This is a genomic window from Pseudomonas syringae group sp. J254-4 (assembly GCF_032586855.1).
GTDB lineage: Bacteria > Pseudomonadota > Gammaproteobacteria > Pseudomonadales > Pseudomonadaceae > Aquipseudomonas > Aquipseudomonas amygdali.
In genome coordinates this window covers 83,416-109,184 of record NZ_JAWHOO010000013.1, presented here as the reverse complement: position 1 = coordinate 109,184, position 25,769 = coordinate 83,416, and the positions used below count along the sequence as shown (strand labels likewise).

26 protein-coding genes, 1 tRNA gene and 3 pseudogenes are annotated in these 25,769 nt (G+C 53.4%); 14 read left to right on the top strand and 16 right to left on the bottom strand.

Going from position 1 to position 25,769, the window contains the following annotated elements; genetic code table 11:
• The first annotated feature begins 9 nt into the window (after positions 1-9).
• From RYB09_RS16715 to RYB09_RS16700, 4 genes are all read left to right on the top strand, one after another.
• Positions 10-774 carry an ABC transporter substrate-binding protein gene (locus RYB09_RS16715; RefSeq protein WP_230017090.1) on the top strand — a complete coding sequence of 255 codons (765 nt, stop codon included), beginning with the start codon at positions 10-12 and terminating at the stop codon, positions 772-774.
• Between the two features lie 66 nt (positions 775-840).
• Complete coding sequence (locus RYB09_RS16710; protein ID WP_003318319.1) at positions 841-1,536, top strand: ABC transporter permease; 696 nt, start codon at positions 841-843, stop codon at positions 1,534-1,536.
• Complete coding sequence (locus RYB09_RS16705; protein WP_005730196.1) at positions 1,533-2,222, top strand: ABC transporter permease; 690 nt, start codon at positions 1,533-1,535, stop codon at positions 2,220-2,222. The genes RYB09_RS16710 and RYB09_RS16705 overlap by 4 nt, the downstream gene beginning before the upstream one ends.
• Position 2,223: 1 nt before the next feature.
• The gene (locus RYB09_RS16700; protein WP_058400055.1) at positions 2,224-3,495 is read left to right on the top strand and encodes a methyltransferase; all 1,272 of its coding nucleotides are present in this window, start codon (positions 2,224-2,226) and stop codon (positions 3,493-3,495) included.
• 295 nt (positions 3,496-3,790) lie between these two features.
• Here RYB09_RS16700 and RYB09_RS16695 read toward each other — a convergent pair whose 3' ends face one another.
• The 3 genes from RYB09_RS16695 to RYB09_RS16685 form a co-directional block, all read right to left on the bottom strand.
• Complete coding sequence (locus tag RYB09_RS16695; protein ID WP_058400054.1) at positions 3,791-4,114, bottom strand: DUF6124 family protein; 324 nt, start codon at positions 4,112-4,114, stop codon at positions 3,791-3,793.
• Positions 4,115-4,534: 420 nt separating this feature from the next.
• Complete coding sequence (locus RYB09_RS16690; protein WP_058400053.1) at positions 4,535-5,548, bottom strand: DnaJ domain-containing protein; 1,014 nt, start codon at positions 5,546-5,548, stop codon at positions 4,535-4,537.
• A 411-nt stretch (positions 5,549-5,959) separates the two neighbouring features.
• A complete protein-coding gene (locus tag RYB09_RS16685) occupies positions 5,960-6,202 on the bottom strand; it encodes a hypothetical protein (RefSeq protein ID WP_233424565.1) in 243 nt (80 codons plus the stop codon).
• 104 nt (positions 6,203-6,306) lie between these two features.
• On the opposite strand from RYB09_RS16685, the gene RYB09_RS16680 reads away from it, so the two are divergent.
• The 5 genes and pseudogenes from RYB09_RS16680 (at position 6,307) to RYB09_RS16660 (ending at position 12,248) form a co-directional block, all read left to right on the top strand.
• Positions 6,307-6,382 (top strand) — tRNA-Thr (locus tag RYB09_RS16680).
• Between the two features lie 163 nt (positions 6,383-6,545).
• The gene (locus RYB09_RS16675; protein WP_316889411.1) at positions 6,546-7,865 is read left to right on the top strand and encodes a tyrosine-type recombinase/integrase; all 1,320 of its coding nucleotides are present in this window, start codon (positions 6,546-6,548) and stop codon (positions 7,863-7,865) included.
• A 942-nt stretch (positions 7,866-8,807) separates the two neighbouring features.
• Positions 8,808-9,244 (top strand): annotated as a pseudogene (locus RYB09_RS16670) (integrase); the annotation flags it as partial.
• A gap of 662 nt (positions 9,245-9,906) precedes the next feature.
• Positions 9,907-11,040 carry a DUF3800 domain-containing protein gene (locus tag RYB09_RS16665; protein ID WP_058400050.1) on the top strand — a complete coding sequence of 378 codons (1,134 nt, stop codon included), beginning with the start codon at positions 9,907-9,909 and terminating at the stop codon, positions 11,038-11,040.
• A 29-nt stretch (positions 11,041-11,069) separates the two neighbouring features.
• Positions 11,070-12,248 carry a DUF3800 domain-containing protein gene (locus RYB09_RS16660; RefSeq protein WP_316889408.1) on the top strand — a complete coding sequence of 393 codons (1,179 nt, stop codon included), beginning with the start codon at positions 11,070-11,072 and terminating at the stop codon, positions 12,246-12,248.
• Between the two features lie 48 nt (positions 12,249-12,296).
• On the opposite strand, the gene RYB09_RS16655 is transcribed toward RYB09_RS16660, so the two are convergent.
• Both RYB09_RS16655 and RYB09_RS16650 read right to left on the bottom strand, forming a co-directional pair.
• Positions 12,297-13,217, bottom strand: coding sequence for a hypothetical protein (locus RYB09_RS16655; RefSeq protein WP_058400049.1), 921 nt, complete (start codon positions 13,215-13,217; stop codon positions 12,297-12,299).
• A 454-nt stretch (positions 13,218-13,671) separates the two neighbouring features.
• Entirely contained in the window at positions 13,672-13,941 is a 270-nt protein-coding gene (locus tag RYB09_RS16650) for a hypothetical protein (protein WP_316889405.1), read from the bottom strand.
• A gap of 220 nt (positions 13,942-14,161) precedes the next feature.
• On the opposite strand from RYB09_RS16650, the gene RYB09_RS16645 reads away from it, so the two are divergent.
• Positions 14,162-14,728, top strand: coding sequence for a nucleotidyltransferase family protein (locus tag RYB09_RS16645; protein WP_316889403.1), 567 nt, complete (start codon positions 14,162-14,164; stop codon positions 14,726-14,728).
• A 232-nt stretch (positions 14,729-14,960) separates the two neighbouring features.
• Here RYB09_RS16645 and RYB09_RS16640 read toward each other — a convergent pair whose 3' ends face one another.
• Together RYB09_RS16640 and RYB09_RS16635 are read right to left on the bottom strand one after the other, a co-directional pair.
• Entirely contained in the window at positions 14,961-15,575 is a 615-nt protein-coding gene (locus RYB09_RS16640) for a histidine phosphatase family protein (protein WP_316889401.1), read from the bottom strand.
• Positions 15,576-15,676: 101 nt separating this feature from the next.
• The gene (locus tag RYB09_RS16635; protein ID WP_058400046.1) at positions 15,677-16,018 is read right to left on the bottom strand and encodes a DUF5713 family protein; all 342 of its coding nucleotides are present in this window, start codon (positions 16,016-16,018) and stop codon (positions 15,677-15,679) included.
• Between the two features lie 463 nt (positions 16,019-16,481).
• On the opposite strand from RYB09_RS16635, the gene RYB09_RS16630 reads away from it, so the two are divergent.
• The 3 genes and pseudogenes from RYB09_RS16630 to RYB09_RS16620 all read left to right on the top strand — a co-directional run bounded on the left by RYB09_RS16630 (position 16,482) and on the right by RYB09_RS16620 (position 18,897).
• Positions 16,482-16,985 (top strand): Hcp family type VI secretion system effector, encoded by a 504-nt coding sequence (locus RYB09_RS16630; protein WP_058400045.1) that lies wholly within the window; start codon positions 16,482-16,484, stop codon positions 16,983-16,985.
• 446 nt (positions 16,986-17,431) lie between these two features.
• Positions 17,432-17,854 carry a DUF1493 family protein gene (locus RYB09_RS16625; RefSeq protein WP_219170608.1) on the top strand — a complete coding sequence of 141 codons (423 nt, stop codon included), beginning with the start codon at positions 17,432-17,434 and terminating at the stop codon, positions 17,852-17,854.
• Positions 17,855-18,159: 305 nt separating this feature from the next.
• Positions 18,160-18,897 (top strand): annotated as a pseudogene (locus RYB09_RS16620) (hypothetical protein).
• Between the two features lie 10 nt (positions 18,898-18,907).
• On the opposite strand, the pseudogene RYB09_RS16615 reads toward RYB09_RS16620, so the two are convergent.
• From RYB09_RS16615 to RYB09_RS16585, 7 genes and pseudogenes are all read right to left on the bottom strand, one after another.
• Positions 18,908-19,039: pseudogene (locus RYB09_RS16615) on the bottom strand (GNAT family N-acetyltransferase); the annotation flags it as partial.
• A 74-nt stretch (positions 19,040-19,113) separates the two neighbouring features.
• A complete protein-coding gene (locus RYB09_RS16610; protein ID WP_010434526.1) occupies positions 19,114-19,404 on the bottom strand; it encodes a type II toxin-antitoxin system RelE family toxin in 291 nt (96 codons plus the stop codon).
• Positions 19,394-19,633 carry a type II toxin-antitoxin system RelB/DinJ family antitoxin gene (locus RYB09_RS16605; RefSeq protein WP_058400041.1) on the bottom strand — a complete coding sequence of 80 codons (240 nt, stop codon included), beginning with the start codon at positions 19,631-19,633 and terminating at the stop codon, positions 19,394-19,396. The genes RYB09_RS16610 and RYB09_RS16605 overlap by 11 nt, the downstream gene beginning before the upstream one ends.
• Positions 19,634-19,796: 163 nt before the next feature.
• Entirely contained in the window at positions 19,797-20,270 is a 474-nt protein-coding gene (locus RYB09_RS16600; RefSeq protein WP_058400040.1) for a GNAT family N-acetyltransferase, read from the bottom strand.
• A 98-nt stretch (positions 20,271-20,368) separates the two neighbouring features.
• The gene (locus RYB09_RS16595; RefSeq protein WP_316889396.1) at positions 20,369-21,808 is read right to left on the bottom strand and encodes an RNA-binding domain-containing protein; all 1,440 of its coding nucleotides are present in this window, start codon (positions 21,806-21,808) and stop codon (positions 20,369-20,371) included.
• Entirely contained in the window at positions 21,801-22,430 is a 630-nt protein-coding gene (locus tag RYB09_RS16590) for a DUF4062 domain-containing protein (protein ID WP_316889394.1), read from the bottom strand. The genes RYB09_RS16595 and RYB09_RS16590 overlap by 8 nt, the downstream gene beginning before the upstream one ends.
• 157 nt (positions 22,431-22,587) lie before the next feature.
• Positions 22,588-23,136 carry a GNAT family N-acetyltransferase gene (locus RYB09_RS16585; RefSeq protein WP_058407919.1) on the bottom strand — a complete coding sequence of 183 codons (549 nt, stop codon included), beginning with the start codon at positions 23,134-23,136 and terminating at the stop codon, positions 22,588-22,590.
• 159 nt (positions 23,137-23,295) lie between these two features.
• On the opposite strand from RYB09_RS16585, the gene RYB09_RS16580 reads away from it, so the two are divergent.
• Positions 23,296-23,790, top strand: coding sequence for a hypothetical protein (locus RYB09_RS16580; RefSeq protein WP_058400036.1), 495 nt, complete (start codon positions 23,296-23,298; stop codon positions 23,788-23,790).
• 37 nt (positions 23,791-23,827) lie between these two features.
• Here the strand turns inward: RYB09_RS16580 and RYB09_RS16575 are convergent, their stop codons facing one another.
• The gene (locus RYB09_RS16575; RefSeq protein WP_316889390.1) at positions 23,828-25,102 is read right to left on the bottom strand and encodes an OprD family porin; all 1,275 of its coding nucleotides are present in this window, start codon (positions 25,100-25,102) and stop codon (positions 23,828-23,830) included.
• Positions 25,103-25,317: 215 nt separating this feature from the next.
• The gene (locus tag RYB09_RS16570) at positions 25,318-25,551 is read right to left on the bottom strand and encodes a hypothetical protein (RefSeq protein WP_080394820.1); all 234 of its coding nucleotides are present in this window, start codon (positions 25,549-25,551) and stop codon (positions 25,318-25,320) included.
• Positions 25,552-25,769 lie beyond the last annotated feature (218 nt).

Genomic DNA, 25,769 nt, shown 5'->3' with positions numbered 1-25,769 from the left:
GCAACACCCATGCAGTCGTACAAAAAGATCTTGCTGATCGCAGCGGCCACCCTTGCCTTCAGCGGCAGTGCCTTTGCTGAAACAATGAAAATGGGCATCGAAGGTGCCTACCCGCCGTTCAACAACAAGGACGCGAGTGGCCAGGTGGTGGGCTTTGACTATGAAATCGGCCAGGCCCTGTGCGCCAGGATGAAGGTCGAGTGCGAAGCGGTGACGTCAGACTGGGACGGCATCATCCCGGCGTTGATGGCCAACAAGTTCGACTTCCTGATCTCATCGCTGTCGATCACCGAAGAGCGCAAGCAGGTGGTCGATTTCACCAACCCCTATTACTCGAACAAGCTGCAATTCATCGCGCCGAAAACTTCCTCGATCGACGTATCGAGCACTGAAAAAGCCAAAGAAAGCCTTGCCGGCAAGTCAGTGGGTGCCCAACGCTCGACGCGGGCCGCCACCTGGCTGGAAGACACACTGGAGATCCCGGACGCCAAGCTCTATGACACTCAGGAAAACGCCTTCCTCGACCTGTCCTCCGGTCGCGTCGACGCCATGCTGGCCGACAAATACGTCAGCTTCGAGTGGCTGAAAAGCGAGGCCGGGCAAAACTTCGAGTTCAAGGGCGAGCCTGTCGTTGAAGACGACAAGATCGGCATCGCCGTGCGCAAGGGTGATGATGCCCTGCGCGAGCGCTTGAACGCGGCCCTGAAAGAAATCATCGCTGATGGCACCTACAAGAAGATCAACGACAAGTATTTCCCTTTCAGCATCCTCTGATTCACCTGACCGCGTCGCCGCCGCTTCCTGTAGAAGCGCGGCGACCGGCCCTGACAAAGCCTGCCCATGAACATTGATCTCCACGGATTCGGCCCGGCCCTTGCGGCTGGCGCGCTGATGACGGTCCAGCTTGCACTCTCGGCCCTGTGCCTGGGGCTGATACTCGGACTGCTCGGCGCCTTGGCCAAGACCTCGCCCTACAAGCCGCTGCAATGGCTGGGCAGTACCTACTCGACCCTGGTACGCGGCATTCCCGAACTGCTTTGGGTGTTGCTGATTTACTTCGGCACCGTCAACGGCATGCGCGCTCTGGGCAAACTGTTCGACATTCCTGACTTGGCCCTGAGCGCCTTCGCTGCCGGGGTCATCGCCCTGGGCATTTGCTTTGGTGCCTACGCGACCGAAGTGTTTCGCGGCGCGATTCTGGCCATCCCCAAAGGTCATCGTGAAGCCGGACTGGCGCTGGGCATGTCACGCTCGCGCATCCTCTTCAAACTGGTCCTGCCGCAGATGTGGCGCATCGCCCTGCCCGGCCTGGGCAATCTGTTCATGATTCTGATGAAAGACACCGCGCTGGTCTCGGTGATCGGCCTGGAAGAAATCATGCGCCACGCGCAGATCGCCGTGGGCTTCACCAAGCAAGCATTCACCTTCTACATGGTCGCGGCCTTCATGTACCTGGGCCTGACCGTGCTGGCCATGGCCGGCATGTACTTCCTTGAGAAACGCGCCAGTCGCGGCTTTCTGAGGAGCGCGTCATGAATTGGGAAGTCATCATCAAGTGGCTGCCACGCCTGGCACAGGGCGCGACCCTGACCCTTGAGCTGGTGGCGATTGCCGTCATCGCCGGGCTGATCCTCGCCATCCCGATGGGCATCGCCCGTGCATCGCGTCACTGGCCGGTGCGCGCCCTGCCCTACGCCTACATCTTTTTCTTCCGCGGCACACCGCTGCTGGTGCAACTGTTTCTGGTCTATTACGGCCTGGCGCAGTTCGAGTCGGTGCGCCAGAGTGCGTTGTGGCCGTACCTGCGCGACCCTTTCTGGTGTGCGGTTGTCACCATGACCCTGCACACCGCCGCCTACATCGCAGAAATCCTGCGCGGCGCCATTCAGGCCGTGCCGGTCGGCGAAGTCGAGGCGGCGCGGGCGCTGGGCATGTCGAAATGGAAAGCACTGTTCTACATCGTCCTGCCCCGCGCGGCACGTATCGGTCTGCCTGCGTACAGCAACGAAGTCATCCTGATGCTCAAGGCCAGTGCCCTGGCCAGCACCGTCACCCTGCTGGAACTGACCGGCATGGCCCGCACAATCATCGCCCGCACCTACCTGCCGGTAGAAATCTTCTTCGCCGCCGGCATGTTCTATCTGGTCATGACCTTCGTGCTGGTGCAGGGATTCCGCCTGCTGGAAAAACTATTGCGTGTAGACGCAAGCCAGGGTCGCTGATATGAAAGGTGCTGGCGTCGATCCAGTCAGCACCTTGCCACACGAGGCCGCCACCATGCCCTCTGAACCTTGCTTGCAGGATGAACACCTCGGCAGCCACTTTCGTGCGCTGGACAGCTTCCTGTTCGCGCATCAGGCCCTGTGGCGGCCCAAGCCGTTCACACACCTGCGCCTGCCGTGGGAAGACAAATACCTGGACCTCGCAAACTGGCTGCGGCAACGCACGCTGGAACAGGCCGAGGCCGCGCATAACCACCCGGAACAACTCGACGCGCCGTTTCCGCTCCCGCAACTGGCCGCCGAAGCCTTCGCCCTGAGCGATGTCGCTGAACTGCCTTCATATCCTCTGGAGCCAGTCGATGCGCGCATGAGTGTCGACGTGCCGGGGCGCAAATGGCAGCAGATCGAAGCCTTCGCCGGCCATCTGAACAGGCGTGATACCAACACGCACTGGCTGGACTGGTGCGCAGGCAAAGGCCATCTGGGGCGCCGCCTGACCGGGCCCGGCCAGCGTCTGACCTGTCTGGAGCACGACCCGGCGCTGATCGAAGCGGGGCTGACGCTAAGTGCCCGGCAAGGCATCGACGCGCGGCATGTACAGCAGGATGTAATGGCCGACGACGCCTGGCGCTGCCTGCAACCCGAGCACACGCCTGTGGCGCTGCATGCCTGCGGCGACCTGCACATTCAGCTCATGGAGCTGGCCAGCCAGACCGGCTGCCGGTACATGGCAATCGCGCCGTGCTGCTACAACCGCACCCGGCACGACCTGTATCGGCCGCTATCCAGCGACGGCAAGGCATCGGGCTTGAAGCTGTCACGAGACGAACTCGGCCTGCCGCTCAGCGAAACCGTGACGGCTGGCGCTCGCGTGCGTCGTCAACGCGACACCTCGATGGCCCGCCGTCTGGGCTTCGACCTGCTGCAGCGTAGCTTGCGCGGCATTGACGATTACTTGCCCACGCCTTCGCTGCCGACGTCCTGGCTGGATGCGTCCTACGCGGACTACTGCAATCATCTGGCGCGACTGAAGAATCTGCCAGCACCGGGCCAGCAGGACTGGGCTTCTCTGGAAGCCGCTGGCTGGAAAAGGCTGGCCGAAGTGCGCAACCTGGAACTGGTCCGCGATTTGTTTCGGCGTCCGCTGGAGATGTGGCTGGTGCTCGACAGGGCAATGTATGTCCACGAGCAGGGCTACAGCGTCAGCGTTGGCACTTTCTGTGACAGCCGGATTACACCACGCAACCTGCTGATTCTGGCTCGAAAATCGTGACCTAAATCGATTGAGCAACCTGTGGATAAGTCTGTTGATGAAAATGTGGATGAGTGCGTTAAAGCTTGGCGCGCCAGTTACTGAAGCCCCTTATTTTTTCCCGCAATCCTTTCCGTAACCCGCAAAAACAATGCCTTGCGGACCACTAGGCCAACATTCGCACATCTGGTAACGCGCGTATTTTTTTATCAAGCGATTGTGCATAAAGATTTGGTAAAGGCTCTGGAACAAGCTTTTTGCCTGGCTAAATCGCGCACATGCAAGTGCCTGTGCACGACCTGTTTAGTGCGAGGTTTCAGACCTCTTCGACACACTCCAGCGAGCGCTCGACCATGACTTTGGCCATTTCCAGCATATGCATGGAGGCAAACGCCAGGTCGCGTTGCGCACCGGTCAATTCATCGCCCAGTTCGTGGGCGGTGGCCGATGCACAACGCATGAAGTCCAGCGCATGCACCAAGGTTGCTTCCAGGCTGATGAAGTCGAACTTGCTGTCGTGGGGTTCTTTGTCAGTGCGGGGGATTGGCAGGTAACACGCCATGGCGCGTTTGACGACCGCCTTGTCGAAGATTGGCGCGGTGCTGGACTGTTTGGGTGGGTCGGGGGTTATTTTGACCATGCTTTAGCTCCTTCTATGAAGTCGCTACCTGTTCGCTACTAAACGAAAGGCGGCAACTGTACGCGAGTTAGTAGACCGGTGAGCTAAGAACCGGCGCACCCGAAGGTGCCAAGCGCACAGTCGCCATAGCATCGGGACGAAGCCTGATGAAACGCGGCTGTGTTACGCCTTAACTCACTGCGGGCTACTAAACCCGATCGCTGATGTGCAGCGACAGGCGGAGATTAGAAGCACACATCGAGAGGCGCAAGCGGTCGGGGATTCTCTCGGAAATGTCCTTCAAAAGAAAGAGACCAAGCCTGCAAAAACCGGCCTGAAAGCGTTGCAAAACATGATGGCTGCGTGCGATGGCACGAAGTGGGAGCGAGCTTGCTCGCGAAGGCGGAATACGCAACGCCACATTCCTGTCATGACTCACTACTAAAACTGATCATCCTTCAACCGCGCAAACGGCACACTGCGGTTCTGCAACTTGCGCAACGTCAGCTTGTACGCACTGGACTTGATCTGACTGCCCATCGGCGTCTCCTCCAGCAAGATCCGACCCGACGCAAAGGCACAACCCGTGCTCATCATCTTGTACTTGAGCAGATACAGCCCCGGGTCCATCTTGGCGAACGTAAACACCGCACCGGCCGGCACAAACGCATGCCGAAACGCCCTGCGCCCCACCGCATCCGTGACCTTGGCATACACCGCCGACTCGCCGGCCGAGTTATCCACAGTGATCTGCGACCAGCCGTTGTCCTTGAGCAACGGCATATCTTTCACGTAACCCGCCTTTTCCGGCCAGGGCGCGCCCATCGGATCCAGCGCCGGCACCTCACACTCCGACGTTACCGCATCAACCGGCTTGGCCGGGCTGGCCACAGGCTCTTCAACCGGCGCGGCGGGCGCTGGCTTGACCCACGTCTGCACAACCGGCACCGGCTCGGCTGGCACAAACGCCTTGCCAGCATCAGGGTCGTAACCCATCCACGCCCCGGCTGCGCAAAACACCACAAACACCAGCGCCCAACGCAACGCACTGCGGCGCCGCTTGTCACTGGGAGGCGATGAAAAGGAAGGAGAAGCCTTGGGCGCCGGGCCCGTCCGAGCCGCCCGAGAGGGCGCTGCAGTGGCAGTAGCAGAGTTTGCGGCATACACATGCACCGCCTGCCCGCCCCCCGCACGCGCCTGCTTGCGCCGCAACGCGTCCATACGAGCCTTGTGCTCATCGGCAGCAAGCTGCGCATCATAAGCCGCACGCCGCGAAGGGTCCGCCAGCACATCATGAGACGCGTTGACCACGCCCATCATGTCCGAGGCGTAAGGGTCGGGATTCCTGTCCGGGTGCAGCTTCTGCGCCAGCTTGCGATAAGCCTTCTTGATCTGCTCAGGAGAGGCATCGCGAGCAACACTCAGCAGCTCGTAATGCGTGGGCGTTCTCTGCATTGCACTTGCTGTCCATGGCTGACTGCCATTTTTGATACAGATGTATCGGCCAAAAAGCCCATATCTCCAGTGCAAATGCAACGCAACAAGAACCAGCCCACAAGAAAATGCCCGAATCCAGAGGATCCGGGCATTTCTTGAAACATCGATGAAGCCTTCGTGAGCGTCCAGACGCACATTCATGCGATTCAGACAGCAATCCTCAGCCCCACCTTGCGCAAGACCCGACAGGCCATACGCAACTACAAATATCCTTCAACAACTCCTCAGCGAATGACCAGCCTGCGGCAAACAACACCCCAAACCCGGTTACGATCCATCGCATTACTCATCAGATAGTCCTTTATCTGCTGGCTGAAAAGCTAACGTCCCATGCTGCTGACTCAGTAGCCTGGGCCGTTGAGAACAAGCCTATGCAAAGCACTCCCGCCCCGCAACTGCCCAAAAATGGCGGGGTCGGATGGGTGCCTGTTCACGCACCAGATAGCCATCAACGCTGGACGCATCGGTTTGCACGACCAGGTTAAAAATCCAGCGTTCTGTCAGGCACAAGCTGTGCGTGCCAGAGGCGAAATCAGCGTTCAAATACGCAGCGCTCACACACATCAAGCAGACCATTCCGCCAAAACCAACAGAAACGTCCTGCACCACCACCCGCCCGCATCCCACCCAAAGCGCCAATGGTCGATTTTTTTCAACTGAATCAGACAGCTAGGCTTTACAAGCGCATCAGAAGCTATATACTCGCAGCCCATTACGCCGGTATAGCTCAGTTGGTAGAGCAACTGACTTGTAATCAGTAGGTCCCGGGTTCGACTCCTGGTGCCGGCACCATATAAGGTTCCAAAGGTGGCTTTCACAGCCTTTGAAATCTCCGAAAAACCCGCCTTTTGGCGGGTTTTTTCGTTTTGGCGTTCCGTCGGATTCTGAGGGTAGCCAGCGCTAATAAGGGTAGTTTTAAGGATAGAGGTCCGTTTCGATATCGGAGACTACCCTTATGGCCCGCACCACTGCCCCGCTTACAGACACCGCCTGTCGCACGGCAAAGCCCAGAGAGCGCGAGTACAAGCTCTTCGACGGCGACGGTCTTTACCTGCTTGTACAACCCAACGGCCGCAAAGGCTGGCGGCTCAGGTACGTGAAACCCGATGGCCGCGAAGGCCTGACCGCCCTCGGCAGCTACCCGGTGGTCGGGCTGGGCGACGCACGCCGCAAGCGCTTCGAGATCAAGCAGCAGCTCGCAAACGGCATAGACCCCATCCAGTACAAGCAGCAAACCAAGACCCAAGCCGTGATCAACGGCCGCACCTTCGAAAGCGTTGCGCTCGACTGGCATGCGAGCATAGTGCCCAAGTGGGCGCCCGGCCACGCCAAGACAGTGCTCAGCCGATTGAAAACTCACGTATTCCCTTTGATCGGTGCCAGAGCAATCGTTGAGTTGGAAACCCACGACCTCATGCAGCCACTGGAAGCCGTGACGAAGCGCGGCACCATCGACGTGGCGCTCAGGATCAAGAACTACCTGCAAAGCATCATGCGCGAAGCCAGACGGCTGCGGCTGATCACAGCGAACCCAGCTCACGACCTCGATGGCTCGATCAAGACACCACGGGTAACTCACAGACCCGCACTACCCTTATCGCGGCTGCCAGAGCTACTGGCATGCATCGAGGACTACAGAGGCCGCCCGCTCACGCGCCTCACGGTGATGCTGTCGTTGCATGTATTCGTACGCTCCAGTGAACTGCGCTTCGCGCGTTGGAATGAGTTCGACCTCAAGCGCGGAATCTGGGAAATCCCCGACACCCGGCCGGCGCTGGACGGCGTGCCGTTTTCCACAAGGGGTACGAAGATGGCCGGGGACATTCACGTTGTACCCTTATCGCCGCAGGCAGTGGACTTGCTTGAGCAGATCCACGCGATCACCGGCAAGTTCGAGCTGGTGTTCGCGGGGGATGCCAAGCCATGGAAACCGATGTCCGAGAACACAGTGAATGCAGCGCTCAGGACGATGGGCTACGACACCAAGGTGGATATCTGCGGTCATGGGTTCCGAGCCATGGCATGCAGTGCGCTGGTCGAGTCCGGGCTTTGGTCGGAGACGGCTATCGAGCGGCAGATGAGCCACAAGGAACGCAACAACGCGCGGGCCGCTTATACCCACAAGGCCGAGTTCCTCGAAAAGCGCCGGATGATCATGACCTGGTGGAGCCGGTTTCTAGAGGCGAACCGCGAGGACCATGTGACGCCGCATGAGTTTGCCAGGCAGACGGGCGAGAACGTCACGCGCCTACGCAGTGCCAAGAGGACCGAGTAACCCGCCGCACCACCGCCTCAAACTCGCTGTGACGTTACCCACAGCACCGCATGAAGCTCCTCCGCGCGGGTCCTTTCAAACGGGGCTGCAAAGCCGCCCCGTTTGAAAGGACATACCTAAGAAAAAAACTGCTGGCACAGCTTACGTCTGTGGAAAACCACTGATGTCCACTGGGGGATAGTTTTATCCACAGGCGCTAAATCCCTGAAATCGCTTTGCTTGACGAACATTGTCCACAGGCGTAGACCGGAGTTGCAAACGCTGTCGATGACAGCACCCCAGGTGACCCGAATCTTAAAGGTCACGCCGCTCTGGCGGTGGTTCTCCCCAAGGGCGATTCGCATCCGGCAGCTCGCCCGGTCACTACCCATGTGATGGATGCTCTTACACAACATAGCGCTCGTGCGCCAGATACACCGTACCTCGCTGCCCTGCAGCAACCTATCCGCTTGGCCGAATATTCAACCTCTGCCCGTCTCTTTCTTCTGGAAAGAGACGGGCACTTCTACCACTGCTGCAGCCCAGATCGCACAAGGCTTTGCGGCATTCCCCCTCGTGACAATCGGCGTGACAAACGCCGATGTCACCAGCAACAGCGCTGTAGATGATGGTGCCGCAGACCAAGGAATGGACTGCACCTGACTGACAGTCAGGTATGCTCCGGTCATCGCATTGCTGCTTCCACATGGCTCAGGATCTTCAGGCGCTGGTCTCGTCAGCCACTGCGGCCTCCACCCGCCCACCGGTATCGGTGCTCAGGAGGCCAGATCATGAGATGCCCTTGCTCCCGGACGTAAGGAGCCGCTAGTCCTGCGTAGTGGACATTCCCCACAGGTCGCAGGGGCCTTGATCCCTGATAACACTCAACATTATTGGCGGGATGACGTGGGGCGAGGATCGGAGATCGAAAGATGAGGTGAGCGACATGGGACTTGTGGGTAAAGCCGTGAGGCTAACGACTTAGGCAGGATTAACATTCAGGACGGCACCAAAGGTGGTCGCACCGGAGCGTCAGCGCCACGTTGGATCGCAGTGAACGACCATGTTAAAGGTGCGCTCGAGCTGGCGAGTCCGGTGTCGCCTGCGGGCCGCCGCAACCTGATTGCTCCACACAAAAGCTAGACAAATCTTCTGCAAGAGATCATCTGCCCTGCATGGGACATCCTGCATATACATAACCTCAAGGCTTCCATGAGCTACGAGCGGCGTACGCATGTAAGCACTATGAGCGAATCACCCTGCACCGCGCACATATCAACGGCGGCCAATGTTGCCAGGTAGATATGAAGCTTGATCGTACGGCCCGAAGGCAGGTCAGTTGTGAACTGAGGCACGGTCGGATCGGTGTAGTCACGGCCTATATTGGTGGGCTGGCATGAATAAGCAACTGCACATGGAAATACTCTTGTCCGGGGTGCTGACCAGCTCGTACGCAACCCTGTAACGTCATGTACGACAGGCGAAAATCATTCAGACTGAAATCGAAAAGCGGTGGGAACGAGAAACCCCTTGGGCTTGGTAGAGGAAGCATATGGCGTGGTTTCCCCAACATGGCTTAGACCTGCGCTGCGAGGCGACCAGGTATTATTACTTGCTGACTGTACGATTGCTTGCCCGTCGATTAGAAAAGCCATGGTATTTATTTGATAACGAGAGGGTGGACACTGCTTAATAAACGAAAAAACACTGCACCTTATCAACGCCAGCCATGTACGACTTAATGACTGGGTATTTTTGCAACTTTAAATTAGTGTGGCACCATTTAAACATGAACCACTCGACCATACAGAAGCAACAGCATCCACTAACACTTAAATAATATATAGACCCCAAGCAACCACATAATAACCTCAGCGTTAAACCTGCACCCACGAACTCACATGGACTTATTACAATTTTTTGATGGCTGCTCATGTTATCTCACGCCTAGCGCGTAAGACATACAATCCTGAAACAAACATCAGTAAATTTTTAAGCCTCATAGACATCACCCGAGTCAATGTGCCACTATTGACTTCCACACCACTCAAAGGAACATAACATGCAAGTCGAAGCTTCCCGCTTAGCGCACCCTGATCCACGCCTCTACGGAACCGACAATAGTTACATACTATTTTACGACGAAACAAACAATGTCAGAAAATTGCGATTACGCGAGAACGGCTTAAATATAAAAAAATGTGACAGCTTTGTACTTGGTGGTATAGCTCTAACCCCTGAGCACGACGAACTTCCATGTATATCCGGATTGAGATCCACTCTCAAAATACCAAGCAATGCGCCAGAAATAAAACTTGAACTTATTGCCAAAGGAGATTTTGAGAAAATTTTAGCATCACCAAAAATCACAAAGTTCTTCACTTGGCTTATAGAACACAAAATCCACATACACTATACCAACCTAAATATTTTAAATTGGTCGATTCTTGATATAGTCGAGTCCATCAGCGCCGAAGAGAATTATTTGCACATTCAAGAGTATCATTTGGAGTTGAAAAATGAGCTTTATAGAGTAGCCAGCGCAAATCTATCCAAGTTTTTGAGTATGCTTAGATCACACCAGTATCCTGATTTAAGAGAAGATAACACAAGAAAATTTCTTGAAGACACTTACAACTTCGTAGTTCAATATGGCCCAGCAACCAAAAACCCCGCAACTGTAGAACTTGAGAAAATTTTATTAAGTGCAAGTAAAGAAATCACAAAGCTTGCTTTTCTGCATAGCGACAAAGCACATGAGTTAATCGATGGATTTCAAGGATTTTTCCTTAACCGAATAGCATCATTCCCCAACGCAACTCACTTTTTTGATGAAGAAAAAACCATCCAAGAGGCCATCTCCAATTTCAAAGTAATTAACAATGACAGTTTAGTACATTACCATTTTGTAGAATCTGTACAGACACCAGGGGTTCAGTTATCTGATGTCATCGTAGGCTTTCTTGGTAAGTATTTCACGTTTATCGAAGACACTTCACCCCAAAAATTGATTGATTTAAAAGGGCGGCTTAGCATCGCTCAAAGGCAAAATATTAAGCTTTTACGGACACTGATCGCACGATCAGACAAAATTAGCAATCATTTCATACATAGGATTACAACGATAGATAGCAATCTCAAGAGTGACTATTTCTTGTTTGACAAAAAACTACCGAAATATGTTGTTAGATCTTAACTTTTGCTGAAAATCTTAAGGTGACACTTATGGGTCAGAATAGCCAGGCACGGCGCCAAGCCAAAATAAACAAAGCAAACAATGCAAAGAAAAGAAATCAAGCCAGACTCAATCATCTATCCACCATAACACCACAGTTATTTTTGGATGAATCCGGACACACTGGCCATAATCTTACAGATCTAGATCAGCCTATATTCACGTTAGCAGGAACAGTACACTCTGCTGCTGAAGCAGAAAAGCTTCTTAAGCTATTAAACTGCAAATCTCCGATTGAAGCTCATTTCAAAAAGCTAAAGAAAACAAAGTCTGGCAGAGAGGGCATTGCGAAATTTGTAAATAGCCCGCTCATAAACTTCGACTGTGTGAAAGTTGATTTAGTAAATAAAGATTATTTTATCACTGGGAAAATTGTCGACTTACTTGTTGAAACCATGCTGCATGCTAGAGGTGTTGATCTATACATCAATGGTCAAAATATTGCTTTGGCCAACATGCTGCACTACTGCATGCCTCAATTCTGTGGCCAAGAAAATGTGGTGCAAATGCAGCAAGCTTTTGTTTTGATGATCCGCGATCAGACGGAGGCACAGATCACACAATTTTATGACATGCTTGAACGTATGAAACTGCGCTGCTCGTATACTGAATTTCATAAATCTCTCGATCTTATATTAGACACAAGGGATGAAATAGCTGACATACTTACGGGAATAGATAAATCAGCGCTTGACCCTTCAATCCCTGCATTTTTCAGCCAATGCGTATTATGGGGGAATATTTATAAAAAAGGGTTTCACATAATACACGACGACTCTAAGTCTATAGAGAGGCAGCGTGAAAGCCTAAATTTATTTATGGATCTTAGGAAAAAAACCATTGAGGTCGGTTACGATCGACGCAAATTCAAATTACCCATTAAAGGCCTAAGTTTTAATTTCGCAGGCTCTCATGAGCACGCCCAAATACAGGTGGCCGACATAATATCTAGCGCTACATCTTACTGGGCCGGATGTAAAGCAAAAGGTCAAGTTAATGATGAACTTTACGATATTCTAGATAATTCAAACATCCCAAAACTTGTTTCTAAGAACAGTATATGGCCATCCACCAACATATCGCCGGCCGAGTTAAAGACAGTTTATTCTGGTGGATTAAATCCTGCCAATTCAACAGCAAACTTTCTTATTAGCGACAATTTAACTTAGTGCGCGATGAAAACCTGGCCAAATCTTGTAAGATTTGGCCTTCTACATCTAGAGTGCGCGATAATAGTCAAGTAGACCACTACACTCCTCAAGTCCCCTTAGCACAGCTCCAGTTTTCCCAATCTCTTTTCTGAATTTAATTAAGTGAGCCTTTTTGTGTATATCTCCGTCCAGTCTAGGCATTGTATTGTGATAAAATCGAAGCAGTTGATATTCTCCAATGTGCGTCATTAGGAGATGCTTATCGATGGCTTTAGCTACCATCCAGACAGTTTTCTTGTACTTGATAGACCGCTCAATGGAGACCGACTCCATTGGCAATATGTTCTTTACACTATGCTCCCTAGAGCTTTCTATATCTCTACCAAACGCATGCCCTATATTATTTCTCACACGCCTCATTTCATCTAACAACCCTATGTTCTTCTGCAACACCTCAGGAGTTTTCCCGAATACTCGCTCATATGCCTTAACCCTTGCACTCCAATCACCTTTAGTGCAAGAGACTACTTCCTTATCTGAATCAAATCCTATTTTTCTTCCAAATTTTACACCATGCATACCATCGACTTTCCTGGATGAAGCAAACAGCAGTCCAGGATCAGACTCTAGCGCAAGCTTAATTACTGAAGCCATATATGTCTCTAGATTTGCGGAGACCGCCATAACGCCATTCAATACCGTCCACTTCTCAAGTTGATTATATGCGGACGACCAATCACGCAAATCTTTGTATAAGTTATCTCTATCAACGCCATCGCAATTTAGGTGCAATTCGACATCATCTTTCCAGTCAGCGCCACTACTCCCAAGCTTACTGAAAACATATTTTTTTGATGTTATTTGCGCCCAAAACATCCTCTCATATTCTTTCGTATACTTTTTGAAAACCTGGAACGGCCAAGTAGTAGCTTCCCGACTGTGCCAACGATCAAATTTAGCCTCACTTCTACGTATAGCTTTTACCATGATGCACTCTGCTGCTCGCACTAATACTTCAGACAACTTAACAAGAGCTCATCTAAAACGCAACAGATAGGAGTTAAACTCAAACGCAAAATTGCTTATGCAGGTTCAAAAACTATCACGAAGACCACATCCTGACTTGCTTTTCGCATAAAAATCAAAACACTTTTGCTCTCCATATCAAGCTCAGCAATTGTTATACTTTTAATTAACAATCCATCTAAATCCTAAGCAGGTCGTGGCCGCAATACCATTACTTTATGATTTAAAATTCACCTGCACTATCTGAAGCGCCGCACTTCTATCTTATAATCACTAGGAGGCATCATATCACCAGGACAGATTGCCTTAGTGAGGCTGTTTACATTTGGGAGAAATGCGCAAGTCCAAAAGGATAGTTTTAGAGATAGCAATTTTGATGCATCAACATATATTCTATATATAAAACAGATATTTATTATTTTTTTTCGACTCCTGGTGCCGCACCATACAGGGTTTCAAAGGTGGCTTTCACAGCCTTTGAAATCTCCGAAAAACCCGCCTTTTGGCGGGTTTTTTCGTTTTTGACTGAAAACTCTTGTTCGAGACACCATCTGCGACGTCGAGCCAGGAGGCTGAAGTGGGATTTATTGAGCTCTACCTGAAGGGCGATGTGCTGGAAGAAGATATCCACCGGTTCGTGGAAGACTGGCACGAAGGCCGCGACGTTGGGGGCATGGAACTGCACGAGTACCTCGGCATGAGCTGGGAAGAGTATCGGGTATGGGCAGCAACCCCGACAGCCCTATCCTTCATACTGGCGGTTAGAAAACAGGGTAGATCTCTAAGTCAGTAGATCCTCTGAAGTCACCTTTGACACCCTGACCGCTAGGCCCGACTGGCGGAGCTTTACAAGGCTATGGTGTATTCTCGGTCGCTAGGGTTAGATCGATTCCAAAGGGACGAAAATGACGTTGAATGTCGAAAGGCTGGCCAGGATAGCAATGGCCAATCCATTAAACGCTGAACTCATCTCACGCCTACCTTCACTAGGCTTGAGTCAATGCATGCTCACTGCTGGCTGCCTGTTCCAAGCCGTCTGGAATCATCAGTCTCACTTGCCGTCAGCCTGGGGGGTGAAGGATTACGACGTTTTTTACTTCGACAATGATCTGTCTTGGGAGGCAGAGAATGAGGTCATCGGCTCTGTTCAGCATCTCTTTCAGGATCTAGAAGTTAACATTGAGATCAAAAATCAGGCTCGCGTTCATCTGTGGTACAGCCAGCGGTTTGGCGGGAGTTACCCCCAGCTTCAGTCGGCCAAAGAAGGGATTGATCGCTACCTGATTGCCGGTACCTGCATAGGTTGGAATGTTGAAACTAGCGAAGTCTATGCTCCCAATGGCTTGGCCGACACCGAGCAAGGGCTACTTCGTATCAACCCAAAGAATCCCAAGTCAGATCTGTTCTATCAGAAGACGAAAAGTTATCAAGCTCGCTGGCCATGGCTCAGGATCGTAGACCCTCAAGGTTGAATCGGAACGCGCGGAGCATGCCGATGAAGGCATTTATTGGGGATGAGAGCCGATTGCTGTCTATCCCTACGGGCTGCAAACGGCACCGGGTTTGTGAAAGCACATCCGCGCGCCCTTGCTATGATTTCTGAGGAGCTCATCGCAAGATTACCCATGAAGCGCTTCATCCGATGCGAACATTGACGTCAAAGCACTTTGCTTCCGGAAAGCCTCGACGACTACGTCAGCGATATCAGCCTACCCCCCATCCAGCATCGCCTGCGCGACTGGAGAGCACATATCCACCACCATTAAGCACATGGTTCGCGATTTCATACTCACGCCACTCAGCCATAGCCCGCCCACAAATTTCCTGCGGCCTGCACTCGATCAACCAGGCGACGGCATTGATGAATTGCCCATGCGAAAACACTGCGATGTTCTGGGCGGGGTGCTCTGCGAGTCGAGCCAGGAAAGTCTTGGCTCTGGCTATAAATTCTGAAAAAGACTCAGCGCCTGCGCCATCCTTAAACGCCGGGTCTGACCTGGCCCAATAGGCGTCGACCCAATCCTTTCTCTGGGCAACGGTCGTGTTGGCACACCGCGCGGGTTCGAGGTAGGTGAATTCCTGAATAGGCCAGGTTTCAAACGGGGTGCCAGGATAGGTAGCTACGGTCGCCATCGCGGTTGCTTGCGCTCGGGAAAACGGCGAAGCGATAATCAAATCCGGCGCATGCGTGAATGACCGGGCCACTGACTGTGCTTGTTCTACGCCCCTCAACGTGAGGGGAATAGTCGCGTGGTCCACACTGGCTTCGCCTGCGTTGGCAGCGCTTTGTCCGTGACGAATTAGCCTGACCTGCTTCATTAATCAGAGACTCGTGTGAGGGGTAGAGACTGAGCTCATTCCAGCGTACGCCCTCTTCTGGCAAAAACCATCAACATCAGGGAACGCATACATGGGGCGGATTACCACTCGCGCGGCGCAATCAGCTCCTCAATGTCTGCGTCGGTGAAACCATAAGCGTCTGCTATCCGTACGAAATCCTCAGCAATGGTTTCGCGGGCGAAGGTTTCGATCTCACTGCCGTTCTCTTCGAACACCTCCTCCAGCTCGTTGATTTGCTCTGTCGCTTTGTGAGTCAGGGCATACAGCGCATCCAGGTCGGAAGGCTTTTGCTGCTCGATTTCGTGACACAGGTTGACCAGCACGTCTTCGCACATTTTCACAACAGAATCTGGGAAATACTCGTCCTGATACATGCCTTTCAAGAAGGTGTGTTTGGCCATGGTTTCATTGGTCAACTGCATAGGTATCCCTCGTTGATGTACAGTGGGCACTCAGTGAAGCCAACTGAGATAACAACCGAATATGCGTTACAAAGATTATTGCCCACTCTAGCTGTCGGAGACAAACTAAAAAGTTGAAGCGGGTCTACGGACACCGGCTAAACTTCTGACCAAGACTTCCTCACCATAAATCTTGACGCTATAGGACTCATACGACAAGTCATGACAAATAAATCCATCAAATACCACGCTCCATGCGAGCCAGGTATTTATAACCCCCTCCTAGCTACGTAGGAAAGTTCCAATTTGCGGCCATGGGTTTTATACAGCCTATGTAGTACCGTAAGCCTGCCCCCCCATAGACGCAGACAAAGATGTGACACACGACACACCTGAAGGGGGTGCAAATATAAATTCGTTACGTTAACCTTGATGAAGGAGGCTCCTCGGCCTCAACTATAAAATTCATTTCCAAGGAGCAGGAATGGCATTTGACGCATTTATCTGGATTGACGGCATCGCTGGAGAATCTAACGACTCGGCCCACCAGGACTGGATTGAGGCCACTGCCTTCAATCTAGCGGCGACGCAAGATGTCTCTAGAACTGCCAGTTCTTCGGGCGGCGCTACCGTCGGCCGGGTCTATCTCAGTGATTTCAGTATCGTGAAGCTGGTTGACTCATCGACACCAAAGATCTTCCAAGCCTGCTGCGCTGGCCAACACCTGAAGAAGGTAGTTTTGAGCCTGTACCGTGCAGGCGGTGAAAAACAAAAATACATGGAAGTCATATTTGAAGAAGTCATCATCAGCGGTGTTGAGTCAGGAAACCTCTTCGATAAAACACCCTCACCATTTCCTGAGGAGGTTATTCGCTTTGACTATGCCAAAGTAAAAATGATCTATTCGCAGCAAAGCAGAGAATCCGGACTGTTGATCGGACAAGTTTCTGCTGGATGGGATCAGATACGCAATAACACCTACGCATAAGGATAGCATAAGTGGCTAGTATATATTGTTATGACGGAGACTGTGGACTTACTGCAAATCAGCTGCTGTGGATAATTGCATCTGAAACTGCTATGGATGAACTGGGACTCGATGATGTTGCAGCTGCCTTCGGCATCGTGACCGGGGCTAACATCATTCCCACGCGCACAAAGCCTGGGGGGGGCAACCAAAAACACGTCTATTCTGTCTCTGTTATTAAGACGCGCACTTAAGAAACGGCGATTCCCTGGAGGATATAGAGCACCGTCAATAGTAGGCTGGCGTCCCCCGCACATTCGCAGAACACCCAGCATTGGAGCTTTCATAGCACGCGCGATCCCTGTCGCAGGCTGGGCTTATACTGCGGCGGAGCTAGGGATGATAGGCTACAAAACAGTTGTAACTTATAATTCCATTGTGAGCACCGAAGATCAGGTTTTTTAGCCATGAACGAGCCCCTTGATTACAAAATAATGGATAGCATTGTCGTCTGCATCCAAGATACCGTAGGCTTTGGAAGAAAGGCGTTTGAAAGCCTCAGCTTGGCGACCGATGTTGCAAGAGATCTGGGAATCGATGGCGACGACGCAAATGATCTGATGGTCGAATTTTTCGAAAGGTTCGCTATCGATCTAAATGATTACGACCCTTATAGGTACTTCTTGGAAGAGGGTTATAACTTTTTTTCGTTCAGACGTGCCAAGGACAGACGCGGAAATATACCGCTAAGAGTGGGCATGTTGTATTTAGCCTCAAAAGCGGGACGTTGGGATACACAGGAGTTTGAACAAACCAAATTCAGCGATACCCCTTTGTACGAGCGTACAGAAGATATTCCGATTGATGGCTACAAAATAAAAAGCCGTTGATCTTGCCTATGTGATCCGCGTGGCATGCATGCCAAATCCCAAGCGCCTTACGAAAAGTGGATACTCCCGGTGATGATGTCAGGTTGCAGCAATCCACGTAATTCAAACCTCCTTCCAACGTGACAGAGGTTTCCTATAAACATGGCCTTGGGCAGGTCACGATCCATCAAGGGCTATCGGGAAAGAAAAGCTAACGAGCCAAAGCTCACTGTAACAACCTGAACACATTAGCCCGGCCATACCCCTAAAGCTCCACCCCACCCCGTCGATACCCTCCTTACACCCCGCAATCATGGATCGATGAAATGGTTATCTCACTAACCCCCGGCAACAACACCTCTCCCACCATCACCCTGCCCAATTCCGGCATCACGCTCACGCCGCAGCCGCTCACCGATGCGCAGAAAGAAGCGCTGAAGAACGCTGCCGCCAACACGCCTGCCGTTGTTTACCACCCGAGTACCGAAGTGCCTGCAACCACTGAGCCGATGGAAGCAGTCGATACCTGGATAGGCCGCTCGCAGTCACCTGACTTCCCGCAGAAGGCGGCGCAACATACTAACTCTACGGAGGCGTTGAAGACTTCGTATGAAGCGTTCAAGTAGACGCTGGCGTCTGTCTATCCGGATCTGGCCAGCAAGAAGTTTGGCTTCACGATTGAGGCAAACGGCAATCTGAAGGCGACCAACAGTTCCGGTGAGTTGAGCGATGCGGACACACAGCAATTGAACACGCTGCTGAATGCGTCCAGTGGGCTGAAAGCTGCAGCCGCCACCTACCGGGAGACGGCTATCGATATGGTCGATGCCGATTCGCCGTGGAGCGGTAGTTATCTGGGACGGTACAACCTGACCAAAGAGAACTTCGCCAGCTCGCTGGATCTGGGCGCGTTGTTTATTCCCAAGACGTCGACGCCATCGAAAGATCAGATCGACGGCATGTTCTTCAATCAACTGGCGTACAAAGGTGAGCTGCACACCCAAGAATCGGAGGCGGCCATGCTCGCTGCACGTGCGGCGGAGAAAGCTGCCTCGGCGGGTTGATCCCAACCCGTCAGCACATCGGCAGACGTTGCGGGCGGAGGTAGTAGTTGTCGAACTCGCCGCTCTCAACGAGCTGAAAACCGTGGCGGAGGTAGAAGCGGTTGGAGTCGCTTTCTTTCAGGGCGCTCAACCGTACTGTCGATGGTTTGGTACCAGAGCTGATGGCGGGCTAGGCAACTTATGTTTTCATTCAGTACGCAGTGGCCCGTTCCTCATTTACCCGCCCAACCGATCAGCAGCCTTACGGTAAACCTCCTCTCGCTCACGCTTGTCCACAGCAACCACGAAGACCACAACCTCTTGGTCAATAACCTGATAAACCAGCCGATAGCCGCTACTGCGCAGTTTGATTTTGTAGCAGTCAGGCAATGCATGCAGACGATTGGCTTCAACACGCGGAGCAACCAGAATCGTAGCCAGCTTTTTCTTGAGCTGCTGACGCACGGTATCCCCTAATTTGTGCCATTCCTTTAGAGCCCGCGCATCGAATTCGAGGTTATAGGTCATCCAGTGAAACCTTGACCCGCTGCGGAGCTGCAAGGCGCTCGCGCACAGTTGCCAACAGCGCTTCGTCTTCCTCTGTCAGCAGAACCGTCTTGAAGGGCAGCTGACCACGCTCAGCTACGTACTGCAGGGTTTGGCGCAGCAACTCCGAGGGGGTGACGCCAAGCTTTTCCAGCTCGAGGTAAGCACGCGCTTTGAGATCGTCGTCGATACGAACGTTGATAGACGCCATGTGGGCATCCTCCAGTGTAATGACATTTGTATTTACAGTGAGGCAAAGTGGCCATTTTTGCAAGCAGCTGTAAAGATCATTTAGGTCTCTACGCTCTCGCTGGTCAGCTCGAGCTGCGCGTACAGCCAAAAACGTGACAACTGCGGATTAATATCCCAACCCGTCAGCACATCGGCAGACGTTGCGGGCGGAGGTAGTAGTTGTCGAACTCGCCGCTCTCAACGAGCTGAAACCCGTGGCGGAGGTAGAAGCGGTTGGAGTCGCTTTCCTTCAGGGCGCCCACTCTTACTGTGGATGCGCTTGCGTCCGCTTGCGCGAACACCTGCCGAAGCACGGCAGAACCAATGCCCTGCCCTTGAACAGCCGGCTTGATATACAGGTGATCCAGCAGCAGGCCGTCGCTGCTCGGTTTGACGACCACGAAGCCGACCTTACTGCCGGCGAACTGAATGTAATGTGTGCATGACGCAGAAAACCCTTCACGAAAACGCTCTCGGGCGCGCACCGGGTCGAACCGACCAACGCGCTCGAGGCTTTCGCGCATGGCTTCGATACGTATGGCCACCAAGGTTTCGAAGTCTTCGGGCTGGACCGTTACCAGGGTGATGTCGGGGTCATTTTCTAGAATCTGTTTCAGTGTGTTTGCTCCCGTACCAAAAGCTCGCCGTCAGGTTCCCTATCCAGGAACCGCGACCACTTTAGCTTTTTTGTTGGCGGGCCTGATCGTCAAGGCACTCATTGCCCGTCGAGTCGCTTACGAACGATTTTCCCCAGGCTCGTCAGACGATATCGCTGATTGCTGCTGGTCGGTTTTTCCGGAATCGTCATGGCAAGAACGCCCTGCTCAAGCGCGGGCGAAAGGTAATGTTTACGGAAGTGTTCCGCGTCAGCCAGCTTCAACTGGTGCTGAAGCTCTATGCGTTTGATATCTCCATTTACGAGCACAATCAGCTTTTCGACTTCCGGGGTGACTTCCGGGGTGACTTCCGGGGTGACCTCCGGGGCGACTTCCGGGGTAAAGAACGTGAGGGTGACTCCAGAGTTTCCTTCGCTATACCAAACAGGAGGCGCAAGGCCGTTCTCTTCGCAGGCCTGACGAATAAGTACGCTGCCGCGACCCAGCTTTTCCATATAGCCCTGTAAATAAAGTGCGTGGGCAATATCAGGATTGCGCAGCACTGAAATATGGCCCTGTTGGAGCTTGTCCGCATCGACGCCGTCAGGAAGGCTGCCGGAATTCCAGATCTGCAGTCGGACCGGACTGATTTCTACTTTGATGCCGCCGGAAAAGCTGCTGTAGTCTCGATGAGCGAAAGCGTTGACGATACCTTCACGTATAGCCATCTCCGGATACAACGGTAAGTCTTCACGCTGATTGCGGCCTTGGCTAAAGCGCGCCTTGACCGGGGTGTTACGCATGATGAATGCGGATAACTGTTCGATCACTTCTGTCATCGGGCCTGCAAAATGTTGCAGATCCTGATACTCATTGGCGGTTTTGCTGCTGTAACAAACTGCTCGCACTCGCGCCTGAGGATGACGACGCACAGGATCCTGAGCGAGTAAAACATCGGCCGCGTTGGTAAGGCGACCGTATTTTGCGAGTGAAAGTAGCTGCAACTGATGCAGTAACCCCTGCTCGGACTGCCTGACTTCCAATGGGATACGAGGTGCAGAAAGTAGTTTCTGACAGGCTGTGCGAGATAGCTGTTGCTCGTCCAGTTCAGAGGAAAACAGTCGCTCCCAACGCTCTGGCTCAATCTGCTTGCGCAGGACCATATCGCGAATGACATCGACGCTGGCCTTTACGGTACTTTCGCCCTGACGGATGTAGATATCATTTCGAAAGGCATAGGGGACATCTTTGCCTGAGGGCACTTCGATTACCAGCACTTGGCGATCATCGATCTCCTGCACTTCAACCGAAAATAATACTGGGGGCTGGATCTGGGCTTTGAGCTGGCTCTCCATTCTCTGCGCAACACGCTGAGCGTCATCCACGCCGAGAACCTGGCCATCATCGTCGACGCCGCATAGCAGGTAGCCGCCTTGGGAGTTGAGAAAGGCGCAAACATGCGGCCCACATATCTGAGCGCTCGCGCGCGGCTTGAGCTCAAGGTTCTGGCTCTCGCCCAGCAGCAGCAGTTTCTTGAGTTGGGATGGGCTTCTACTCATGGTCTTCCTTCAAACGCTGGGCGACCATTTCACTGTCACCCAAATGATCTATGAGGCGCTGCTCAAGATCCTGGTAGCGCGAGAATTGAGCCACAACGAACAGGCCGGCATCATCACGATCAAATTTCTGAACCCAGTTGCCTTGGCGATCGCTCAAGGGCAACTGCTCCATAGTGGCGTCTTCGTACATGTCGATGACTTTCAGATCAGTGATGGAAGTGGCCTTGGGCCTCAAAGTGAGGGTTTGCCTTAGCGCCTGATTTTTGTAACCAAGCTCCCGGAGCAAGGTCCGCGCAAATACAACGCGATCATGAGCCAGAAACCACCGCGGCTTCTTCAGTTCGATAGCGAGTTTCATTTCCTGATGGGTGATGGAAATGCCAGTGGTGTCCACACCGCTACCGTATTGAGGCGTGATGATACCCAGAAACAAATCACACTGTTGCACCGCTGCCAGGCAGTTTTCAAATGCGGTCTGTCCTGACGACACGGGAATGGTGCCCTTGTGAGACATCAACACTTCATAATCAAAGCTGGTCAGCAACGTGTAGACACGGTCCAGCAACTCTTCCACGCCGTAGACAGTCGAGGACACCATGATTTTGAGCTTCTTGCCTTCCATGCTTTGCAGAGCCACTCCGGTTTTCAGCTCGCGGCTCTCGCAGATGCGGCAGGCTCACAGCGCTGTATTGTCTTAAGCGAAGAAAGGTACAGGCATGCGCCATGACTGCCTAGAGGGTTGAGGGACACATCACCAGGAAGGAAAACAGAGGTAACTATTATTCGTGTAGGCGCAACCACTCCTCCCGCGTCATCTCCCAGACTTCCACTTCGAACCGCCCGCTGACGAACTCACCCTCGTGCGTGCTCACTATGCGCATGCCTTCGTTGATCGAAATACGCCGCGAGGCTTCATTCGGGGCGGCTTTGGGTACTTGCATCACGGGCATGCCCAGTGCTTCGAACCACTGTCGATTGACCACACGGCAGGCCTCTTTCATGTAGCCATTGCCTTGCCAGTCCGGGTGTAGCCAGAAGCCGCGGTTGTTGCCGTGGTGGGTCATGAGGGTAATGCTGCCGATGATCTCTTGGGGCGCGCTTTGCAGGCGGATCATCCAGTGCCATTCGGTACCGCTTGCGATGGCTGGCAGCGCAACATCCTGAATGTAGCGCAGCGCACCGTCCTCAGGATAAGGCCAGGGGACGCGGTTGTTCAGGTACTGCACGATGTCCCATAGCGGGAAACGCTGCTGGACGGCTGGCGCATCCTCTAGCTGCAAGGGCGTCAGCAGCAGGCGGTCTGTGTGTAGCGTGGGGGTGATGGTCATGACTATGTCCCTGTTCGTCGAAACGTGCTCACAGGATGAACGGTCCAGTATGCGGGGATTTAAGCCGAACTGCTCGATGCACAAGGGAGTCTATCCAGCATCTTTTACAAATCGGTAACGCCAGTGCCCAGAATCATTACGGATCAGACACCCCAAAGCGTGGTGGATGAGCAGCAAGTCAAATTGTTTGGCTCGCCCAAGGAACGGCTGGATTTCTATCGACGCGAAATTCATTACGAAACCACCAACCTGTCCAACCGCACCAACGCCTATTTATCGGCGCAGTCGTTTCTGGTGATTGCTTACGCGTCGTCCATGGCGAACATGAACACTGAATGGGGCGCGATGTTCACGCTGGTGGTGCCGCCGATGCTGGCCTTGCTGGGGCTGCTCAGTACGCTGTTCGCCTGGCCGGGCATTCGGGCAGCGTGCGACATCATTCAGCACTGGCATCACAAACAGGCTCAGTTGCTGCTCAGCGAGCCGGTCATCGGGCTGACCTATGACGACTCACCGCTGTTCAGCGATTGGGAATCCAGCGAAACCGGGCCGAAAAAGTCCTTGCTGTTCTCCAAGCGCAGCCCTTGGCTGTTCAGCTTTTTCTGGATATTCCTCGGCAGCTTCGCGGTGTTTGTTCAGTTGGTCGCGGACTGAGTCAGGCGACGGCCTTTACCAGGCCGCCGCCCTCGGATCAGAAAACGTTGATCGGGTAGTCGACGAAGATACGCGTCTCGTTGCCTTCGCTGTTGTACGCCAACGCATCATCCGAGACGCGCAGGAACGAGTTGCGCAGGCGGATCGAGAGGTCCTTGGCCGGACCGCTCTGAACCACGTAGGTCAGCTGGCTGAAGATCTCGCGTTCGGTGCCATCGCCGCTTCCAGGCGTGCCGTCGTCAATGTTGTCGCCGCGTACATAAGCAGCTTTGTAGCTCAGACCGGGCAGGACCAGACCGGACAGGTCGACGCCGTAGGCAGCCTGCCACGAGCGCTCGTCCTTGCCGTTGAAGTCGGACCAGTAGGAGTTGGCGAGGTAGATGGTGTTGCCGCCATCACCAAAGCCGCCATCGTTGCGGTAGCCGCCGTAGGCGTAGCCCATGTCGCCGGTGCTGCGCTGGTGTGCGAGGGTGAAGGAGTGGATGCCCACAGCCCAGGTCGCGGCCAGGCTCCAGATTTTGTTGTCACGCGCATCGCTGGTGGTGAAGTCCTTGTCCAGCTTGGTCTTGTAGCCGTTGAAGTCGAAGGTCAGCGACTGATCTTGCGGCAGCGCAAAGACGTAGTTCAGGTTGACGTACTGCTTCTTGAGCACGTCTTCGTTGTCGGAGGCGTAGAAAGCGGCACTGAATGCATCGGTGAACTTGTAGCTGGCACCGTAGACGTTGATGCTTTTCAGATCACCACTATCGCGACCCTCAGCACTTTTACGCGCCTCCTGGGTGAAACGTCCGGCAACCACTTCAAGCCCGTCGATCTCTTTGGAGGTGATCATGGTGCCGGTGTAGCTTTCCGGCAGCAGACGGGAATTGTCGTAACTGAGCACCGGCAACTGAGGCATCTGGTCGCCGTACTTGATGACGGTATTGGAGATACGGGCCTTTACCGCCGCGCCTGCACGGGACAGGTCATCGGCAGCAGCGCCGCTGTCACCCTGTTTGAAAAAGTCGATGCCGCCATTGCCGCTGCGACCCTTGCCACCATCCAGACGGATGCCGTACAGGGCAAAGGCATCAACGCCGACGCCCACAGTGCCCTGAGTGAAACCGGACGCGAAGTTGCCCATGAAAGCCTGGCCCCATTCGGACTTGTCTTCACGGTCGTTCTTGTAGTCGCGATTGATGTAGGCGTTACGCAGGTTGACGATCAGCCTGCTGTCTTCAACGAAACCCTTCGAGTCTGCCTGCCCTTCGGCCATGGCCTGACTGGCGCTGATGATGCCCAAAGCGAGCACGCCCATACGTTTGTTAAGCATCTTGTCTTCCTTTTCTGCGAATTGACACGCGCTGCAGCGACAGCCAATGGCTATCGGGGGCCTCCAGCCTCTGAACAAGCAGTATAGAAGGCGACACGAATTCATCGCAGTGGACTGCTGATGCACGTACAGGATTGAGCCGCAGACGGTGGGACGCGAATCCTAGTCCCGACGCACGGGGGTGTCAAACACGCAGATGGCCGGCCTAGAGCGGCTCAGCCAAGGTTGCCGGAGCAATCAACACGCTCGGTCAACACGCGGAGCAACGCTTCGAGCTCGGCATCGTTGAACAGGCCTGCCGGGTAACGCTGTAACAACATTGCGCGAACATCCGGTCTGGATTTCGCGGGCTTGGTCGTCCTTAACCAATCCGCCACTAGCTGGCGGGCCTCGTTACTGAGAGAAGCAGAAAAACCACGAGCACGCTGCTGGTTCATACCTGCGTTCATAACGAAAACCTCTTGATTTCATGAGGGGCTAAATCTACTCACGCCATATGACAGTCAAGCTAAGAAAACGAAGGTTTACCAACCTGCTTCAGGAATAGCGCCCTACGCATCTGTTACAGGATGTTACTCGACAGGTAAAAACAAAAAGCCCATCGGGTGATGGGCTTGATACAGCAAGAACGGGACCAGTTGCGCCCATCCGATGTTACTAGTTATTT

What these genes read in the sequence shown, in the direction of transcription:
- RYB09_RS16575 (WP_316889390.1), bottom strand. Translation starts at nt 25,102, where the DNA reads ATGCTTAACAAACGTATGGGCGTGCTCGCTTTGGGCATCATCAGCGCC.
- RYB09_RS16590 (WP_316889394.1), bottom strand. Translation starts at nt 22,430, where the DNA reads ATGGAAGGCAAGAAGCTCAAAATCATGGTGTCCTCGACTGTCTACGGC.
- RYB09_RS16585 (WP_058407919.1), bottom strand. Translation starts at nt 23,136, where the DNA reads ATGACCATCACCCCCACGCTACACACAGACCGCCTGCTGCTGACGCCC.
- RYB09_RS16625 (WP_219170608.1), top strand. Translation starts at nt 17,432, where the DNA reads ATGAACGAGCCCCTTGATTACAAAATAATGGATAGCATTGTCGTCTGC.
- RYB09_RS16710 (WP_003318319.1), top strand. Translation starts at nt 841, where the DNA reads ATGAACATTGATCTCCACGGATTCGGCCCGGCCCTTGCGGCTGGCGCG.
- RYB09_RS16695 (WP_058400054.1), bottom strand. Translation starts at nt 4,114, where the DNA reads ATGGTCAAAATAACCCCCGACCCACCCAAACAGTCCAGCACCGCGCCA.
- RYB09_RS16630 (WP_058400045.1), top strand. Translation starts at nt 16,482, where the DNA reads ATGGCATTTGACGCATTTATCTGGATTGACGGCATCGCTGGAGAATCT.
- RYB09_RS16605 (WP_058400041.1), bottom strand. Translation starts at nt 19,633, where the DNA reads ATGGCGTCTATCAACGTTCGTATCGACGACGATCTCAAAGCGCGTGCT.
- RYB09_RS16690 (WP_058400053.1), bottom strand. Translation starts at nt 5,548, where the DNA reads ATGCAGAGAACGCCCACGCATTACGAGCTGCTGAGTGTTGCTCGCGAT.
- RYB09_RS16595 (WP_316889396.1), bottom strand. Translation starts at nt 21,808, where the DNA reads ATGAGTAGAAGCCCATCCCAACTCAAGAAACTGCTGCTGCTGGGCGAG.
- RYB09_RS16570 (WP_080394820.1), bottom strand. Translation starts at nt 25,551, where the DNA reads ATGAACGCAGGTATGAACCAGCAGCGTGCTCGTGGTTTTTCTGCTTCT.
- RYB09_RS16645 (WP_316889403.1), top strand. Translation starts at nt 14,162, where the DNA reads ATGACGTTGAATGTCGAAAGGCTGGCCAGGATAGCAATGGCCAATCCA.
- RYB09_RS16665 (WP_058400050.1), top strand. Translation starts at nt 9,907, where the DNA reads ATGCAAGTCGAAGCTTCCCGCTTAGCGCACCCTGATCCACGCCTCTAC.
- RYB09_RS16675 (WP_316889411.1), top strand. Translation starts at nt 6,546, where the DNA reads ATGGCCCGCACCACTGCCCCGCTTACAGACACCGCCTGTCGCACGGCA.
- RYB09_RS16715 (WP_230017090.1), top strand. Translation starts at nt 10, where the DNA reads ATGCAGTCGTACAAAAAGATCTTGCTGATCGCAGCGGCCACCCTTGCC.
- RYB09_RS16610 (WP_010434526.1), bottom strand. Translation starts at nt 19,404, where the DNA reads ATGACCTATAACCTCGAATTCGATGCGCGGGCTCTAAAGGAATGGCAC.
- RYB09_RS16705 (WP_005730196.1), top strand. Translation starts at nt 1,533, where the DNA reads ATGAATTGGGAAGTCATCATCAAGTGGCTGCCACGCCTGGCACAGGGC.
- RYB09_RS16655 (WP_058400049.1), bottom strand. Translation starts at nt 13,217, where the DNA reads ATGGTAAAAGCTATACGTAGAAGTGAGGCTAAATTTGATCGTTGGCAC.
- RYB09_RS16635 (WP_058400046.1), bottom strand. Translation starts at nt 16,018, where the DNA reads ATGCAGTTGACCAATGAAACCATGGCCAAACACACCTTCTTGAAAGGC.
- RYB09_RS16660 (WP_316889408.1), top strand. Translation starts at nt 11,070, where the DNA reads ATGGGTCAGAATAGCCAGGCACGGCGCCAAGCCAAAATAAACAAAGCA.
- RYB09_RS16640 (WP_316889401.1), bottom strand. Translation starts at nt 15,575, where the DNA reads ATGAAGCAGGTCAGGCTAATTCGTCACGGACAAAGCGCTGCCAACGCA.
- RYB09_RS16700 (WP_058400055.1), top strand. Translation starts at nt 2,224, where the DNA reads ATGAAAGGTGCTGGCGTCGATCCAGTCAGCACCTTGCCACACGAGGCC.